16 protein-coding genes are annotated in these 18,148 nt (G+C 36.3%); 11 read left to right on the top strand and 5 right to left on the bottom strand.

What is annotated here, in order from left to right; translation table 11 throughout:
- Positions 1–29 precede the first annotated feature (29 nt).
- On the top strand, positions 30–752 hold the full coding sequence (locus BKP35_RS00650; protein ID WP_071311461.1) for an HAD family hydrolase: 723 nt from the start codon (positions 30–32) through the stop codon (positions 750–752).
- 150 nt (positions 753–902) lie between these two features.
- On the top strand, positions 903–1,268 hold the full coding sequence (locus BKP35_RS00645; RefSeq protein WP_071311460.1) for a group I truncated hemoglobin: 366 nt from the start codon (positions 903–905) through the stop codon (positions 1,266–1,268).
- Positions 1,269–1,892: 624 nt separating this feature from the next.
- On the opposite strand, the gene BKP35_RS00640 is transcribed toward BKP35_RS00645, so the two are convergent.
- The gene (locus BKP35_RS00640) at positions 1,893–2,372 is read right to left on the bottom strand and encodes a hypothetical protein (RefSeq protein ID WP_071311459.1); all 480 of its coding nucleotides are present in this window, start codon (positions 2,370–2,372) and stop codon (positions 1,893–1,895) included.
- A gap of 156 nt (positions 2,373–2,528) precedes the next feature.
- On the opposite strand from BKP35_RS00640, the gene BKP35_RS19280 reads away from it, so the two are divergent.
- The 7 genes from BKP35_RS19280 to BKP35_RS00605 all read left to right on the top strand — a co-directional run bounded on the left by BKP35_RS19280 (position 2,529) and on the right by BKP35_RS00605 (position 9,293).
- Complete coding sequence (locus tag BKP35_RS19280; protein ID WP_169819109.1) at positions 2,529–2,690, top strand: hypothetical protein; 162 nt, start codon at positions 2,529–2,531, stop codon at positions 2,688–2,690.
- 400 nt (positions 2,691–3,090) lie between these two features.
- Positions 3,091–4,803: a DUF2207 domain-containing protein gene (locus BKP35_RS00635; protein WP_071311458.1), complete on the top strand. Its 1,713-nt coding sequence runs from the start codon at positions 3,091–3,093 to the stop codon at positions 4,801–4,803.
- Between the two features lie 228 nt (positions 4,804–5,031).
- A complete protein-coding gene (gene csaA, locus BKP35_RS00625; protein ID WP_071312194.1) occupies positions 5,032–5,361 on the top strand; it encodes a chaperone CsaA in 330 nt (109 codons plus the stop codon).
- A 394-nt stretch (positions 5,362–5,755) separates the two neighbouring features.
- The gene (locus BKP35_RS00620; protein WP_071311456.1) at positions 5,756–6,217 is read left to right on the top strand and encodes a helix-turn-helix transcriptional regulator; all 462 of its coding nucleotides are present in this window, start codon (positions 5,756–5,758) and stop codon (positions 6,215–6,217) included.
- Positions 6,218–6,316: 99 nt separating this feature from the next.
- The gene (locus BKP35_RS00615) at positions 6,317–7,486 is read left to right on the top strand and encodes a PstS family phosphate ABC transporter substrate-binding protein (RefSeq protein WP_139192783.1); all 1,170 of its coding nucleotides are present in this window, start codon (positions 6,317–6,319) and stop codon (positions 7,484–7,486) included.
- A gap of 163 nt (positions 7,487–7,649) precedes the next feature.
- Positions 7,650–7,922, top strand: coding sequence for a hypothetical protein (locus tag BKP35_RS00610; protein ID WP_169819108.1), 273 nt, complete (start codon positions 7,650–7,652; stop codon positions 7,920–7,922).
- Between the two features lie 360 nt (positions 7,923–8,282).
- The gene (locus BKP35_RS00605; RefSeq protein ID WP_071311453.1) at positions 8,283–9,293 is read left to right on the top strand and encodes an Rpn family recombination-promoting nuclease/putative transposase; all 1,011 of its coding nucleotides are present in this window, start codon (positions 8,283–8,285) and stop codon (positions 9,291–9,293) included.
- Between the two features lie 183 nt (positions 9,294–9,476).
- Here the strand turns inward: BKP35_RS00605 and BKP35_RS00600 are convergent, their stop codons facing one another.
- The 4 genes from BKP35_RS00600 to BKP35_RS00585 all read right to left on the bottom strand — a co-directional run bounded on the left by BKP35_RS00600 (position 9,477) and on the right by BKP35_RS00585 (position 14,520).
- Positions 9,477–10,427, bottom strand: a complete 951-nt coding sequence (locus BKP35_RS00600) for an L-threonine 3-dehydrogenase (protein WP_071311452.1) — start codon at positions 10,425–10,427, stop codon at positions 9,477–9,479.
- A 269-nt stretch (positions 10,428–10,696) separates the two neighbouring features.
- Complete coding sequence (locus BKP35_RS00595) at positions 10,697–11,884, bottom strand: glycine C-acetyltransferase (RefSeq protein WP_071311451.1); 1,188 nt, start codon at positions 11,882–11,884, stop codon at positions 10,697–10,699.
- 464 nt (positions 11,885–12,348) lie between these two features.
- A complete protein-coding gene (locus BKP35_RS00590) occupies positions 12,349–13,026 on the bottom strand; it encodes an NAD(P)H-dependent oxidoreductase (protein WP_071311450.1) in 678 nt (225 codons plus the stop codon).
- A gap of 171 nt (positions 13,027–13,197) precedes the next feature.
- Positions 13,198–14,520 (bottom strand): polysaccharide biosynthesis protein, encoded by a 1,323-nt coding sequence (locus tag BKP35_RS00585; protein WP_071311449.1) that lies wholly within the window; start codon positions 14,518–14,520, stop codon positions 13,198–13,200.
- 259 nt (positions 14,521–14,779) lie between these two features.
- Here BKP35_RS00585 and BKP35_RS00580 point away from each other — a divergent pair, with 259 nt between their 5' ends.
- Both BKP35_RS00580 and BKP35_RS00575 read left to right on the top strand, forming a co-directional pair.
- Positions 14,780–16,132, top strand: a complete 1,353-nt coding sequence (locus BKP35_RS00580) for an aspartate aminotransferase family protein (protein ID WP_071312193.1) — start codon at positions 14,780–14,782, stop codon at positions 16,130–16,132.
- A gap of 542 nt (positions 16,133–16,674) precedes the next feature.
- Positions 16,675–17,844 carry a glucose-1-phosphate adenylyltransferase gene (locus BKP35_RS00575; RefSeq protein ID WP_071311448.1) on the top strand — a complete coding sequence of 390 codons (1,170 nt, stop codon included), beginning with the start codon at positions 16,675–16,677 and terminating at the stop codon, positions 17,842–17,844.
- Positions 17,845–18,148: the final 304 nt, after the last annotated feature.

Below are 18,148 nucleotides of genomic sequence, written 5' to 3'. Positions count from 1 at the left end.
AATTTTAAAAATATGTGAGGCGTTGAAGAATGATTAAAGTGATTTTGTTTGATTTAGATGGAACTTTACTTCCAATGGATACGGATGATTTTGTAAAATATTATTTAAAAGAGCTAGGCCCGAGAGTCGCACATATTATGGATCCTAATGAATTTATAAAAGCGCTTTGGGCCGGAACTGAAGCTATGCTTCGTAATTTAGAGCCTGACAAGACGAATGAACAAGTTTTTGAAGAAACATTTTTGTCTTTAGCAAAGGTACAAAAAGAAGATATTTGGCCGACACTTGATGATTTTTACGAAAAAGTGTTTCCGACGTTCTCTCATCTTTGTACGCCATCGCCGTTGTCTAAAAAAATTGCTGAAGAAGCGATTAACCAAGGGTATCGCGTCGCAGTAGCGACAAACCCTGTTTTTCCGAAGGCGGCGATTTACGAGCGAATTAAGTGGGCGGGTGTTTCAGATATTCCATTTGAAATCATTACCGTGTACGAAGAAAATTCATTTACGAAGCCGCATCGTGAGTATTATCAAAATTTATGTGATCGTCTCGGTGTTAAGCCAGAAGAATGCTTGATGATCGGTAACGATAAACAAGAAGACATGTCAGCTGCTCAAATTGGTATGAAAACTTTTTTAGTTGAAGGTTGGGTCATTGACCGAGGTGAACCACAATACCGAATTGATGATCAAGGAACGTTAGAAGAGTTATACGGAAAGTTGAAGAACGAAGAAGGATTGTTTGTTAAGTAGGAAATCAATTAATGCGTTGTACAATAATAGGCACCATGTATGAAAAAATATAGTATCAATACCTAAAGCTAGTTCTGATTTGTAGAATATAAATTCACACCGTGACAAACAACTATATTGTAAGATTAAATAGTAAGGGAGCTCACGTGAATGTCAGAACAAACACTTTATGAAAAATTAGGTGGAGAAGAAGCGATCGCGAAAGTCGTTGATTATTTTTACTCAGAATTAGTTTTAAAAGATCCCACCGTCCAACATTTTTTTGAAAATACGGATATGGAAAAACAGCGACAACACCAAACGAAATTTATCAGTTTTGCCTTAGGGGGACCTAATCAATATTCTGGAACTTCAATGGCAAAAGCACATGAAGGGATGAATATACAGCCTGAACACTTTAATGCAATTGCCAAGCATCTCGGTAATGCGCTTGCTCATTTCGGTGTTCAAGAAAGAGATATCGAACAAGCTTTAGCTAAAGTTGCTTCATTGAAAGATGATATTTTGTATAAATGAGTGAATTTCATAATTACCAAAAAAGAGCCACATCAGGCAATATATAGTTCGCGAATGAATGGTTTTAACGCAACTATATATTGATCTTAGTGGCGAGAATAATGAATGATGAAATTCATTAAAATAAATTTCCTTTAAATAAAGAATGAACTACATCATAAAAATTAGTCCGCGCCTAAAAGCTGGGTGTGGGCTATTTTAACGCTTTCCTTAAATTAATTCAAAGAAAAGAAGAGCTAGTCAATGCATGATTGACTAACTCTTCGTACCTTACCCATTCATCATATTGCGGTCGTATCGATTACTGTTTCCCACAGACACCTCATTTCAGTCATGTTAATAACATTCTTGAAATTCCAGGACCTTCTGCAAGCTAACCACCTCATTTAAGGTATAATCGAAAAACCTTCCTGTTTAATGTTATATATTTTAACATCATCTAGACGATGGGAAAGGGGTTGTGAGGACTTTGTCGTCCTCAATAAATATGATTACCAAACGTGAACGAAAGTATTTATGAAATTTGTTAAAATGGTTACTCCATATTTTGTGAAGTATATGATTTTTAGTAAAGATATTTATATTACGTGCACAAGCTTTTAACGGTGGGCGAAGAAAAAAACGCTACTTTCGCTTTTCCATGGGCTGGATTTCGACAATTTCTAACTCAGTAAAATCTCGATCATATGAGCGAACAACTAATTGCCCGAAGTAAATTTCATTAATCGCCCCTTCATCGTTGTATCCAATATATTCCATGTGTATGTTCGTATCAAAAGTTGCTTCATCAACATCTTCATATTTAACGGAAATGTATTGTAAATATCCTTCATTAAAAATTGGATCGGTAAATACATCGTAATAACGGATGACGACGTCCTCAGTGATTAGTTTTGGTATATTTAGTTCTTCAAAGCCACGGAAAAATTGCTCGATTTTTTCGTTGTCTTCATTACTCAAGTTTTCAGAATAATTTTCTTCAATAATTTCAAAAATGAAATCTGTCGTATAGTCTTCCACCTCATTATCATCAATAAAAAAGAATGAAGCTACGAAAATAGAACCCATGATTAATATGAAAAGTATGAGAGCAAAATGCTTCAATAAAACATCCCCTTAAACATTATTTAGAGAATAATTATAGCATAATCATACATTTATTGTCCTTACTACTGCCTCCTGTAAAAAGCGTATAAAAAAGCATTATTAAATAAACGATATCATATAAGCAATTCACTAATAAGTAAAGGAGCAAAGAGGATGGTAAATCAAAATTTTGAGAAATTTAATGAGATTCAACAAAAGCATAAATCAGAATATCTTGGTGGAGAAAAACGTGATCGAAATAAATTAACGAATAACAAAAACACAGGAATAAATGCTGGTGCCGAAGGAAGAAAAATTAATAATTTTAAGGATTGAAGATGTAATGTTTGATCGAGGCAGCCAGCCTTAAATCGAGGTGACTTATATGGAAATTTCAAAAAAGCAATATTGCAAGAATTGTAAAGAAGAAACCTCCCATACCATTAGAGAAGATGCCCTTGAAATTGAATACCATTGCAATAAATGTCAACGTGAAGAGCAAGTAGTTAAAACTTTTTTTTGAGTTTTGATCAATACTTCACATGGTGTCAGACACCCCTCGTGGACAAAATGCGAAAATGTCCACGAGGGGTGGACACTTTTCTTTAGAAACAGTGAGTTTAAACCGCCACCACATTTATCTCGCACTTTTCATATAAAAGTAAACTTTAATTCTTTTTGAAACCTTTAACATTGTTTTTACGTAAGTGTAAGATATGAAAGGTTGGTGTAATGTATGAAAAACTACATATTTTTTTTGATAATGATTATGGCTATTTTCTTTATTCCTACACATGTCGCCGCCGTCGATTTTACAATTACAGATGTAAATATTGACGCCTTTTTACAAGATGATGGGGATGTACACGTTCATGAAACGCATACGTATGCGTTTAAAGGCGAGTTTGGTGGAATTATACGGGTGTTGATACCGAAAGAAAGAACGGAAATCGTTAAACTTGAAGCCTTCGAGGGTGACAAGCGATTACAGATTGAAACAGACGGATTTGAGCACCGCATTCACCGCGCTGGAAATGATGAGACGATTACTGTAGATATTTTTTATACGATTAAAAACGGTGTTGACGTCTATGCTGATGTAGCTGAGTTTTTCTGGGCATTTTTTGATAAGAGTAATGAATCGACGTATGAAAATATAACGATCAATGTTTTTCCACCTAAAATGGCGTCAGATGTCATAGCTTTTGGTTATTATGAAGCTTTTGAAAAAGAAAACATCCAAAGCGATGGATCGGTCACATACAATTTAGGCTTAGTTCGTAAAAATCGGAACGGTGACATACGTGTAGCCTATGAAGCCGCACTTTTTCCTCAAGCTACAGTAACGTCTAATCGAGAAATGCGTGAGGAAATTTTAGCAGAAAACGAAAAGTTAATAAATACAGCCATTGTCCGAGCGGAGCGAAAAAAATTGTTAAGTACGATTGGAAACGGGTTGTTACCAACGATGATTTTTATATTTTTATTTTTAGTTGGAAGAAAGATTTCAAGGGCAAAACGTAGAAAAGAAGAAGTTAAACGTGATATCGATGCTGCTAATCAAATCATTCCGAAGCAAACGCTATCTATACCGACAACTATATTTTTCACGAACCATCACCAGCTTTCAGCTCAGTCGATGGCTGCAGCTTTGCTAGACTTAGTTCGTAAAGGATATGTTCGAAATGATGAAGAAAAACGTTTTTATTTATTACATCGTAATGACTTACTCAAGCATGAGGCCATTTTAGTAGAATGGTTATTTGATGAAATCGGTGAAAATGGAGAGTTTAGTTTTGAGGATTTAGCTACTTACACGAATAATGAAGAACATCATGAAACGTATCAGTCGTATCAAGCTAAGTGGGAAGAGGCCGTTAAAGCTGAAATGGATGATGCAAACCTTTATGCGAAAGTTGATAAATTTCGATTAGTTACTGGACTGAGTTGTACGATTATTTTAACGCCATTTTTAATTTTATTTCCAATTTTTGATTTAATCGTCGCATTTATAGTTTCACTAGCATTGGTCCCTGCGTTTGTAGTAATAACGCTTATTTCCGAAAGAACGTTTGAAGGCGAGAAAATTACGTATGAGTGGCGCACCTTTAGAGAAAATTTTAAAAATATAGCCACTGATGCTTGGCAATCTTTGACTGAAGATGATAAAATGCGTGCCTTTATTTACGGGCTAGGTATGAATGAAAAGAACATTCAAAAGAAAAATGAATCATTGATCAATGCTTTTAAAGTTACTAGCAAATCGAAGGAGTATGAACCTTCAACTGTATATTCCATTGATCCTACGTGGCTTGTGATCGCTGCGGTAGCTGCATCGAATTTTGAGTCGGCGAATACTAGTGCTAGTTTGAGTAGCAGTGCTTCCTCTACTACTCCTGGAATTGGGGGAGGACCTAGTGGGGCAGGCGGTGGTTCAGGAGGTTTTTAAAAGAATAGTCTTGAAGGTGCGGGCAAAGTTTTTGAATATAGCTGTGAGGAGAAACTGTAGAGGGTTCGCGTTTCTACAGTACGTAATATATAGTTTGCGAATGGTTTTGACGCAACTATATATTGATCTTAGTGGTGAGAATAATGAATTATGAAATTCATTGAAAATATGATATATTTAATTTTATTAATGGGAAATCGTCCCAATAAACGAGAAGGAGTGTTTCTTTTGGCAACGATCGAAGACTTTTTAAAACTTGATATTCGAGTTGGGACAGTTATGGAAGCAGAAGAGTTTCCTGAAGCAAAAGTTCCTGCGCTAAAATTAAAAATTGATTTTGGCGAAGTCGGTATAAAGCAATCAAGTGCACAAATCACAAAACGTTATGAACCAGAAACTTTAGTCGGCAAACAAGTTGTAGCGGTAACAAACTTTCCACCGCGGCGAATTGCCGGATTTAATAGTGAAGTTTTAGTTATTGGTGGCATACCTGAAAAAGGCGATGTTGTATTGCTTGCACCAGATAGCGAATTACCTAACGGAACACCGATTGCTTAATCGATGTCTATAAGAATTTTGAACAGCAAATCTTTGGTTTGCTGTTTTTTGTCGTTAAAAAGATACTGACGAGAGGGTGTGTGCAAAAAAAATTAGAATGATCGCAAGAAAAATAGGTAGGATCGCAAATAAAATTGTAGAACCGCAAAATAACTGGGAGTAACTTGAGAAAAAGTAGCGCGCACAATAATGTGCGCAAATAAATTGGGAAAATCGCAAACAAACAGGCGACATTCGCATGTAAAAATATAATAATCGCAAGAAAATAGCGATTAACTCAAGATAATGTAGTACGCACAAAAAACTTGGAAAATATCACTTGTAAAATTTAAATGAAAAGTGTAAATTTACACTATAAAGATAAATTTACCAAAAAAAGATATCGGAGGTGCCTATGGATAAAGACAAACTTATTGAGTTGGTATCTAAAAAGATGAAACTAATCCGCACGGAATATGGTTATACGCAAGATAAAATGGCTGATATTTTAGGAGTTTCCAAGAAAACACTCGTTCAAATAGAAAAAGAACGGACCCAGGCTAGTTGGTCAAATGTTATTGCAGTGTGTGTATTGTTTAGACATAGCGAAGTTTTACAAGCAGCATTAAGTAGTGATCCGATAGAAATTGTTGAAACAATCGCCCATGATCGTGTTTCAAGTCCAAAACAAAAAACGTTGGGGGGGAAAGTGTGGTGGAAAGAGGTATTAAAAAAAGACGGCTACCGCATCCAACAAAATTTAGTTAGTCAGCATTTTAGGATCGTAGATAATGAAGATTATCGTTGGTTTAGTTCTTTTAATAAAGAGGAAACGATTGCTCGGTTAGAGGAGTTGTCGTTGAAGAATAGCCACTAGCAGTGAGGGGACTAGAACCATCTCAATGTCCCAATGAACTTATAAAGATTCACGTTAGAACAATAAAATATTTTCACAATAGAATGAAAAATGGGGGGAATGATCGTGGGAGTTGGGGAAAAAGTTATTTCAACTATATTTTTAACAATATCTTTAGTATTCATCGGTTTTATTGCAGCTGTATACGCGTCATTGATGGGGGCGGTAAAGTTTTATACACCATTCGTTATTATCGTTACCGTTGCAGTTATCATATTTAGCATTATGCGCATTTTTAAGCTTGGTTACCCGCGTATCCTTAGAATAAGTGTGATCAGTTTTACTTCGCTATGTATTATTGCGGTTGCCACTTACGAAATTAATCAGGCGTATCACAATAGTTTTGAAACGTTAAATGATGCCGAAGTGAATTTGCGAGAGTATGCTCCTTTTTCTGAAGACTCAAAACTAGTTTCATTGCCTGAAACTGCAACATTAAAAATGGAAGGTCAATTGCCAGTTTTAGATGGTGCGACTGCGCTCTATCCTGTCTATGGTGCATTTGTAGAAGCGACTTATCCAGAAAAAAACTATGATTTTTATCGAAGCGAAGTGATGTGCAGTAAGACCGATCAAGCTTATGAAAAACTTATTAACGGAGACGCAGATATTATTTTTGCTGCCGGCCCATCAAAAAGGCAAATAGACCTAGCTAAAAAGCGAGGTGTTGAGTTAAAACTAACTCCAATCGGTCGAGAAGCGTTTGTATTTTTTGTTAACTCAAGAAATTCTGTGGAAGGGTTAACTATTGAGCAAATTCAAGGTATTTATTCAGGCGAAGTCACTAATTGGAGTGAGGTCGGTGGAAATAGTGCTTCCATTCGTGCGTTTCAGCGACCGGATGATAGTGGAAGTCAAACGGCGTTACAGAATTTGATGGAAGGTAAAACGTTGATGACGCCACTTAAAGAGGATGTTGTCGCTGGAATGGGTGGCATTATTGAACAAACGGCGCAGTATCGTAACTATAACAATGCCTTAGGATATTCTTTTCGCTACTTTTCGACGGATATGATTGAAAATGATGAAATTAGACACTTGAAAATTAATGGCGTTCCTCCTAGTGTGGAAACGATTCGAACAGGTGAATATCCGTTGGCAGCAGAGTTTTACGCAATAACCGCGGGAAGTGATAATCCAAATATTGATGCCTTTATCGAATGGATTTTATCACCACAAGGACAATATATCATTGAAGAAACTGGTTATGTTCCCCTTAATCTCAATTAGACACCAATACACAGAGGCTAAAACGATTCGTTAAAGGCATAATAAAGGAGGTATTTTTATTAAATATTTATGGTTAATACTCACTTTGATTCCCGTACCATTTTTGTTCCACCTCTATGAAACTATGCAACATCTAAGAGGTGAAGAAGCTTCTCTCTTGGTAGTGACTACAATCTTGTTAGTCCATGTAATTATTGTAGGTATATTATCTAGAAGTATTAAATTCTTGTATATTCTTCTTGTAAACCTTGTTACGATTATTATATCTGTGCTATTAGGAGTAGGATTTATAACAGCACCAAACCCTTCATGGTTCAATCCGTTTGGAATGGAATTAGTTATCGTATTCACTGGAATTTTATTGTGGATAGGGCACTTAATCGTTCGTGTAATATCAAACATGGTCTATCGAAAAAAGATAACTCTTGATCAGTAATCCTTTTTTGGTAATTATGAAATTCACTCAATTGAATAATTCATAATTATTTTTTTAGAAAAAACAGAACATACGTTTTCTTTTCGCTCTAATTTTGTTATAATAATTTTAAATATAAAAAGGCAGAATGGGGGAGGCTTAGATGATTGATTAGTTAACAACCACTTTTTACAACTTGAAAATTACATCTTCGGTGAACACACTCCATTTATAACCTCTAAGTAATATAACATGACCCCAGAGTTAAAACCTAAATATTTCAAAACGGCAAACTCTAATGCTTTATCGTAGCTTTAATTTTCAAATAGTCCAAAGTTTATTTAGTGTGTTGAATTTCAGGAAAAAGAAAGGTGATGAATAATGAATATTAACGAATTAATGGATCTAAAAATTGATTATGCGTTTAAGCAGTTATTTGGTAATCCTAAAAATAAAAGAATTACTATTGAGTTTTTAAATGCAATGTTAGAACGCACCGATCGAGAAAAAATTTCAGACGTCCAATTTGAAAACACCCTTTTGAGCAAAGAGCATCTTGAAGATAAGGAATCGAGACTAGATATATTAGCACGCACCACGAATGATGAACTAATTAATATAGAAATTCAGTTTAATAATAAATTCAATATGGTTAAAAGGAGTATATATTATTGGGCAAGAGTTTTTAGTGATCAGCTTCAAAAAGGACAAGGCTACATAAATTTAAGGCCAGTGATCATGATAAATATTGTGAATTATAATTTGTTTCGAAGAGAAACGAAAAAATTTCATACGACATTTCATTTATATGAAGATAAGGATGCTTTCCAACTAACTAACGATATGGAATTTCACTTTGTAGAAATTCCTAAATTACTGGTACAATGGAAGCAAGAAAGATTAAATCCAAGAGATGATTTGTTAGCTAGGTGGCTATTATTATTGGGAACTGTTGATAAAAAAGAAAAGAAAGCTTACAAAGATATTTTATCTGAACTGGAGGCGATTGCTTTGAAAGATGAAGTTTTACGAGATGCTTTGTATAGTTGGGAAGAATTAAGTGCTGATAGGCAGAAGCGATACGAATACGAAGCGCGTTTAAAAAAATACCTTGATGAAATATCGTTTATAGAAGAACAAGAATATCGATACAAGCAAGGGATGGAAAAGGCGCTTAAAGATGGAATGGAAAAAGGTATTGAACAAGGGCTACAAAAAGGAATGCAACAAGGCATTGAACAAGGCATTGAAAAAGGAAAACAACAAGGTGAGAAAGAAGCATTGAAAAAAGTAGCTTTAGGCTTGAGTGAAGAGGGAGTGCCGCTTGAAATGATTGTCAAACTAACAGGTTTGACGAAAGAAGAAGTCGAGCAACTCGTCAAGAATAAATAAACTAAATATATTATTTAAAATGGGGCTGTCCTAATACATAGTGTCAGACACCGTTAGGCACTAAATATAGACGGATAATAAGAAATTAACCGTCTATATTTAGTAAGTATTGCCTGGTGTCAGACACTTATAGGACACCCCTATTTTTCTGTCTACGTCATTCATAAAGTTCTCGTGTTTAAATTACACAGTCACAGGTTTTCTTAATTTCGCTAACATATCAACAGTCATTTTTGAAAGATCATATTCAGCTTTGAAACCCCATTCTTGGTTTGCTGCTGAGCAGTCGATGCAGTTTGGCCAGCTGTCAGCGATCGCCTGTCTAACTGGGTCAACATCATAATCCATGACAAAGTTAGGAATATGCTTTTTAATTTCAGCGGCAATTTGTTCAGGCTCAAAGCTCATTGCCGTTACGTTGAAGGAGTTACGGTGGATCAACTTCGAAGGATCTGCCTCCATTAATTGAATAATGCCATTAAGAGCATCAGGCATATACATCATATCCATATAAGTGCCTTTATCAATATACGATGTGTAGCGGCCATTTTCGATCGCTTTGTAATAAATGTCAACGGCATAATCTGTCGTTCCGCCACCAGGAGGAGTTGCATACGAAATTAATCCTGGGAAACGAAGCCCGCGAGTGTCGACACCGAATTTTTGATAGTAATAATCACATAGTAACTCCCCTGACACTTTATTGACGCCATACATCGTTGTCGGGCGTTGGATCGTGTCTTGTGGTGTTTGATCTTTCGGTGTCGATGGACCGAACGCACCGATTGAACTTGGTGTGAAAAATTGACAATTTTCCTCTCTAGCTACTTCAAGAGCATTTACGAGTCCACCCATGTTTAAGTTCCAGGCAAGAAGTGGTTTAGCTTCAGCTGTTGCTGACAATAGAGCTGCTAAATGGATAATCGTGTCGACTTCGTATTTTTTCGCTAACTGTGACATTGCTTCGCCGTCGGTAACGTCTAAGATTTCAAACTGACCAGAATGAACAACTTCACTGTCATTTTTACGGATGTCTGTAGCAATAACATTTTTCGCACCGTAAATGTCTCTCATTTTTAATGTTAACTCAGAACCGATTTGTCCTAAAGCCCCAGTTACTAATATTTTTTTCATATACAAAACCCCCTATTTTTCTCTCAGTGTAAATGACTTTAAAAAATTAAGAAGTTACATCAATGAATTTCATAATTCATTATTCTCGCCATTAAGATCAATATATAGTTGCGTCAAAACCATTCGCAAACTATATATTGCGTGATATGGCTCATTTTTGGTAATTATGAAATTCACTCACATGTTAGCTTATATTTTTTCAACATAATCAATTGAAAAAATTAATAAGTACTTTATATGCGTCTTATCTATTTTTTTGAACGCGCAGTTTAAATAACTCCTAATTCTTTTCCTATCTTCTTATAAATAGCAATTGCATTATCGAGCATTTCTTTCGTATGAGCCGCTGTTGGCATGTTACGAACACGCCCTGTTCCTTGTGGGACAGTAGGGAATACGATTGATTTTGCATAAACACCTTCGTCATACAATCTCTTACTAAATTGTTGCGTCAGTTTCTCATCGCCGATTATGCAAGGTGTGATTGGTGTTTCGCTATCACCAATATTAAAGCCAAGCTCTTTTAAGCCTTTCTTTAAATAGTCGCCGTTTTCCCAAAGGCGGTCATGAAGTTCTGTGCTTTCCATTAAAATTTCAATCGCTCTTTTAGCAGCTTCGACATCTGCAGGTGGTAGAGCCGTTGAGAATAAGAATGGACGACTTCTCACTTTTAACCATTCAATAAGATCTTTCTTTCCAGCAACATAGCCACCAACAACGCCAATTGCTTTAGATAAGGTTCCGATTTGGAAATCAACTTTATCAGAAAGGCCGAAGTGTTTGACCGTTCCAGCACCTTTTCCTAAAACTCCAGAGCCATGAGCATCGTCGACATACGTAATTAAATCAAATTCCTCAGCAATTTCAACGATTTCAGGAAGCCTCGCAATGTCTCCGTCCATTGAAAAAACGCCGTCAGTAATGACCATAATTTTATTATAAAGTCCTGATTCTTTCGCTTCTTTTGCTTTTGCTCGTAAATCATCCATGTCAGAGTGATTTACGCGAATGATTTTCGCTTTTGATAGACGGCAACCGTCGATGATCGAAGCGTGATTTAGTTCATCAGAAAGAATCGCATCATTTTTGTCCATCACTGCAGATATAGCAGCCATATTACAGTTAAATCCTGATTGATAAGCGATCGCTGCTTCGGTATGTTTAAATTTAGCAATTGTTTCTTCAAGCTTTGTGTGTAACTCTAACGTACCGTTGATGGTACGAACAGCACCTGCACCCACCCCGAATTCTTCAATTGCTTTGTTAGCTACATCTTTTAATCTTTCATCTGTAGCTAACCCTAAGTAATTGTTAGATGATAAGTTAATTAGTTCTTTTCCATCAATTTTAATAATTGGTCCATTTGCACTTTGTAGTGGGTCAATGACATTAAATAAGCCTTTTTCTTTTAAATCATTAAGATTTTCTGTTAAAAAACGATCTAATACTTTTGACACAACATTTCCTCCTTAGTTCTCAAATGAAAACGCTTTTGTGAGCCTCGAAAAGATAAATGTCCACCTGAGACGGACACTTGATTGGTGCTCAATTGCAAGATATCAACGTTCTATAAAACCATATTAACATAGATTTTATAATTTGTTTACCTAGAAAATACATTATTGTTTTTTGAGCTTTAAAAAGATGGATGTCCATGTCAGATGGACAGATTGGGTAAAAGTGATTTATGCTTAGTTTTATCCTAAAATAGTAGTGTTAACAACTTTTTTCTAAATAAAAGGTGACGAGTAAACTTTGTTTATCCGCCAAAAACGTGCAAACAAAAAAGGGGACTGTCCCAAAATAAATGTCAGACACCGTTAGTCAACGAAATATAAACAGATAATAAATCTATACGTCTATATTTAGTAGTAACGCGTGGTGATCTGGCACTAATGGGACAGCCCTACTAGATCTTTTGTTATTTTATCCATTGAACGACTTGATTGATGTCTTTTCTCGTTTTGGGGCGTGGTTCCTCGGCTCGATAACCGAAGGCGACCATTACCGAAATGTCAAAGTGGCCGTTTTCAAGAAGGCCTTCTTCCTTGAAAAGGTTGTGCACGCCATGGTAATCAAATCCTTCAATCGGGCAAGAGTCGATACCAATTTGAGCTGCAGCTGTCATCATATTACCTAAAGCAATATACGTCTGTTTACTAGCCCAGTCGAAGGCGGTCCGCTCACTATCTAAAATATGTAATCCATCTTCTTGGAACTTTTTATAGCGACTTTGGATTTCTGGGATTATCTCGTCAGGAAACTTCTTAACTTCTTTTAGATGGTTGGCAATGTACTCGGAATCATATTTTGTATCTTGTTTCGTCCGAGCAAAAATTGCCACAAAGTGACTTGCGGTAGGCAGTTGGCCTTGAGCCCCCCAAGCAACTTCTTTTAACTTATTTCGCAATTCCTCATTTTGGATAACAACAAACTTCCACGCTTCAATGCCGATCGAACTCGGCGAAAGTCTAGCCGTTTCTAAAATGAAATTAAAATCATCCTCACTAATTTTTTTCGAAGGGTCGAACTTTTTGGTTGCATGTCTAAAATAAAAGGCATCTAAAATTTGTTGTTTGACAGTTTCTTTATTATTCATTACGGTCACTCCTTACTTTTTCATAGGTTCACATTGCAAACTAAATAAAGATACAACCATACTTTACCAATGTCGAGCCTTTCTATCAACAATTGTAATCACTACTTACTAAAGATGGTGACAGGACGTCTCCTTGTTCGTTTTCGTGCTTTGTTTTATTGTTTTAAAATATTATGCGACGCGAAGGTCACGTAACGCTAGCGAGATTTGAATTTTATGGCAAACGGTAACGTAATGCATTAATGTTAATAAAACTATACCAGTGTTCATTCCGATAATAATACCGTGCATTTGTAATGACGGCATCGACCCAAGATAGAACATCATCAAAAATGAAATAAACGTAGACCACACCGCGTGATAGAGTGCATCTTTTGCTAGGCCTAAGCCGATTAAATACGCCTGTAGTGGGATAACGAAAAAATAAAATAAAAAATAAGGCACTAACAGTTGCAAGTAAACGATGGCTGGTGAATCTTTGAAAAAAAGTCCGGTTAAAGGTTCGGCGAAAAAATAAAAAATGAGTACAGAAGGAAGTCCGTAGGCAAAGGTCATTTGCATCACTTTGACGAGTAACTGCTGTAATTTCATATAATCATTTTTTGCATACGCTTCAGCAACCGTTGGGATAAGCACAACTAGTAGTGAATAGGCAATAAAAGCTGGGAAAAAACCGATCGAAAAGGCAACACCAGCTAATTTTCCGAACTGTTCTGTGGCCGTTATTTCTGTTAAACCAGCATTCATTAATGTAGCTTTAATTAAAAACGGCTTCACCGCAAAAGTGATCGAATGGAAAATTCTTACTCCTGTCATCGGGAGTGAAACATTTAATAAACTTTTTCTTACGGTAGCGCCATCCATATGTGTGCTGGGACCGAACTTATTTGACTTCAGCTGAATAAAGAATAAAGTGGCAAGAAAGGCAAAAACGACGAATTCACTAGCAATTAATGTACATAATGCTATAAGTAGGGCAATTTCTTGTTCAAATTGAAAAAGTTGATAGATAAAAACTAGTAAAATTAATTGCAATGCTCTTCTTAAAAAATTTGAAAATGCGATTTTTCCCATCTGTTGGGACCCCATAAAATATCCCCGGAATACAGCAGAAAAAGAAATAATCGGGATAAGTATATAAACGAGTAATTTAACATAAGGGTGGTAACGGTCGAATACAGGTATAAATGGCAGTGTGATCACTGCGACCACTAAAAAGGTTACCGTGATAACTGTTGCAAGTCCAACTGCATGAAGTAACATACTTCGGTGGAATCGCTTGTCTTTTTCGGCAACAAACTTCGAGACCGAAATCGGCAATTCCATACTTGCTAAAACAGCAATGAGCATGATCGTAGGTAGGATCGACATGTACAACCCTAATCCTTTTTCCCCTAACTCTCGCGCTAAAACAATGTTTATCACTAGTTCAAGGCTTTCGCCAATAAAAGCAGCGATCGCTAATAAAATGACCCCACGAAAAAATAATTTCATAACATTTACCCCTAACTATCATAAAAGTTAATTAAGAGTATGAGACAAGTTTAAAGAATATGTATAGTTTAAGGTGTCTGACACCGCCCGTGGACATTTAGCTAATTTGTCCACGAGTGGTGGACAAAAAGCAAAGGCTAACAATTTTTTGGAAAATTACTTATTTATAGCGATTTTTTTACGCTTCTCCATCGAATTTGTTCTAAAAATAAATCACTCATCACATGATGTTGTAAAAGGGAAAAAAGGAGGCGTTGAAATGAAAAAAAATAAACAACAAGAAGCAAAAGCAAAAGATGAAAAATATATATGGCATTCGATGAAGCCGTACAACCCTGAGGGTACGATGGTCGTCACGAAAGCAAAAGGGGCTTGGATCACGGACATTGATGGAAACCAATATTTAGATGGGATGTCAGGACTATGGTGTGTAAACGTCGGGCACGGAAGAGAAGAACTAGCAGAGGCTGCTTATGAGCAATTAAAAGATATGGCGTATTTTCCACTTACTCAAAGTCATCTCCCGGCGATTAAATTAGCAGAAAAATTAAATGAAATGCTTGGCGGCGAATACGTCATCTTTTTTTCAAATAGTGGTTCAGAAGCGAATGAAACGGCGTTTAAGATTGCCCGACAATATCATCAACAAAAAGGGGATCATCACCGTTATAAGTTCGTTTCAAGGTATCGCGCTTATCACGGAAATTCATTAGGGTCTTTAGCTGCTACAGGGCAAGCGCAACGAAAAATCAAATACGAACCTCTAGCAACCGGTTTTATTCATGTAGCTCCACCTGATAGTTACCGTTCGACCGATCAAGATGAGTGCCCACCTCATGAGCTACAATCGGTGCAAAATGTTGATCAGGTCATGACTTGGGAGTTAAGTGAGACGATTGCTGGGATTATTATGGAGCCAATCATTACCGGAGGTGGAGTCCTCCTTCCGCCAGATGGCTACATGAAAGCGATCAAAGAAGTTTGCGAGAAGCATGGAACTCTACTCATTGTGGATGAAGTTATTTGTGGTTTTGGGAGAACTGGGAAGCCGTTCGGATTTATGAACTACGATGTGAAACCAGATATTATAACAATGGCGAAAGGAATTACGAGCGCGTATTTACCATTATCGGCAACTGCTGTTAAAAAAGAAATCTATGAAGCTTTTAAAGGCGAAGAGGAATATGATTACTTAAGGCATATTAATACATTTGGTGGAACACCTGCCGCCTGCGCGGTCGCCCTTAAAAATCTTGAAATCTTAGAAACAGAAAATTTATACGAGCGCTCAAGAATGCTTGGTGAAAAGCTATTAAATCAATTACAACCACTCGTGCAATCACACCCGTATGTAGGTGATGTTCGCGGAAAAGGATTATTACTAGGAATTGAGCTTGTGAAAGACAAAAAGACGAAAGAACCAATAGATGTGCCCGTTATTAATCAAGTTATTGCCTCTTGTAAAAAGGACGGACTTATTATCGGCAAAAACGGCGCCACAGTCGCAGGCTTCAACAATGTGCTAACACTTGCCCCCCCTTTAAATATCGAAGAAAAAGATTTAGAGTTCATTGTAACTTCATTAAAAAAGGCACTACTAGAAATCGTGTAAAAGATGGAAAGCACTTGTCAACTAGGAGACTAGTTGCAAGTGCTTTTTGTTGGTTTGTTGGTTAGTTGTTTGGAGAGCGCTTGGTTTTTACATAAAAGAAATCATGAATGAAATGTGAACATAATTTTGACGAATGAGAAAAATCTTTTAGATGTTTTTTGACAAAAACCTTTTAGAAATCAACAAGAACTTCACGCTTTGTCGCGGTAAATAGAGAGAAAAGATAAACTTTTGTCAAAGTAGCTCGTTAATCGTCAGAATATTTTCATTAGAGAAATCAAAGAGCTGTGATAACATAAATCTCGTTATAGTTTTTATTTATGCTTTAGAAAATTACAACTTTAAATTAGTAAAATCTCATACATACGTCTAATGATGGGGCGATATGTTTTAATGTGAAAAAGAGCAGGAGGAAAATCATGAATCAGGAAAATGTAAGTGTGGATGAGAGTATAGACGATTTCGATGACGAAATCTTTTATAAATTATGGGAAGATGATCGATTATAATTCAAATTACTAACAACAACTTAGGAGGGTATAATGAAAAGAAAACAATGTGTAGCAATGTTATTAGCAGGCGGTAGAGGAACAAGGTTACAGCAATTAACGGATGAGAACGCAAAACCTGCTGTTCCATTCGGTGGAAAATATCGTATTATTGATTTTACTTTGAGCAATTGTCGTAATTCGGGCATCGATACTGTTGGAGTTTTAACACAATATCAGCCACACATATTACAAAACTATCTCGGTAGAGGAGATGCGTGGGATCTATATCAACGAAACGGCGGTTTGACCATTTTACCACCATACCAATGTAAACATACTGACCGGTGGTACGACGGTACGGCACATGCGATTTTTCAAAACCTCCATTTTATTGAACAGTACGATCCCGAGCACGTATTAGTCATTTCCGGTGATCACATATATAAAATGGATTATAATAAAATGCTCGAGCAGCATATAGCAACGAATGCGGATGCTACGATTTCAGTCATGGGAGTACCATGGAAAGAAGCAAGTAGATTTGGAATTATGAATATTGATGAGATTAGTAACCGTATCGTTGAATTCGAAGAAAAGCCACAATTTCCAAGTTCTAATCTAGCATCAATGGGGATTTATATTTTTAAATGGAGTGTTTTAAAAGAATTTTTAGAACGAGAAGAAAAAAATGATTTCTCCTCGAAAGATTTCGGTAAAGATATTATCCCCGCGATGCTCATAAACAATCAATCACTATATTCTTATAAATTTAATGGCTACTGGAAAGATGTCGGAACGCTTGAAAGTTATTGGGAAGCGAATATGGACTTATTAAATAAAGAAACTAATATCTTTTTTACGAATAAAGAGTGGGAAATTTCCACGGTGGAAAATAGTTGTCCTCCGCAATATCTTGATCGCGACGCAGTTGTTAAACAATCATTAACGAGTGGTGGTAATGAAATTTATGGTACCGTCGACCATTCCGTTCTTTTTGGTGATGTAAAAATCGGTAGAGGGTCGTTCGTTAAAAATTCAGTGGTTTTACCAGGAGCAACCATAGGTGAAAATGTCAAAATTGAGAATGCAATTGTTGGTGAAGGGGTTTTTATTCCTGATAACTATTCAGTGCCTAGTGCTGCTACGAAGGAAATTACGCTCATTGGCGAGACGGTCGAAGTGGAGCGTATGTCACTTTCGTCACTTTCCGGTGTTTATTAGATTTTCAAAAACGATAGTGTTTTAATCTTTACTAGCCAAGAGTAGATAAAATTGAAAACGATCAGGGGATTAATTTTAATCAGAATTGATCACCTTTTTTATAAAGGCTCTTTTCGTAAACTTTGTGGCTATTGCCACAAAATACTGTTTTAATATTTAGTATTTTGTTGATTATTCAGTTTAGAGATTAGAAAAGATGCCACCCAAACCTTTTGCAATGTAAAACATACGCTTGAACACAAGGATTGATGCACCAAAATTACAGCATCTGTAAAATTCGCGTATCAATACATGTATTGACGCA

The organism is Anaerobacillus arseniciselenatis (assembly GCF_001865995.1).
Lineage (GTDB): Bacteria > Bacillota > Bacilli > Bacillales > Anaerobacillaceae > Anaerobacillus > Anaerobacillus arseniciselenatis.
This window is presented reverse-complemented; position numbering and strand designations above follow the sequence as displayed.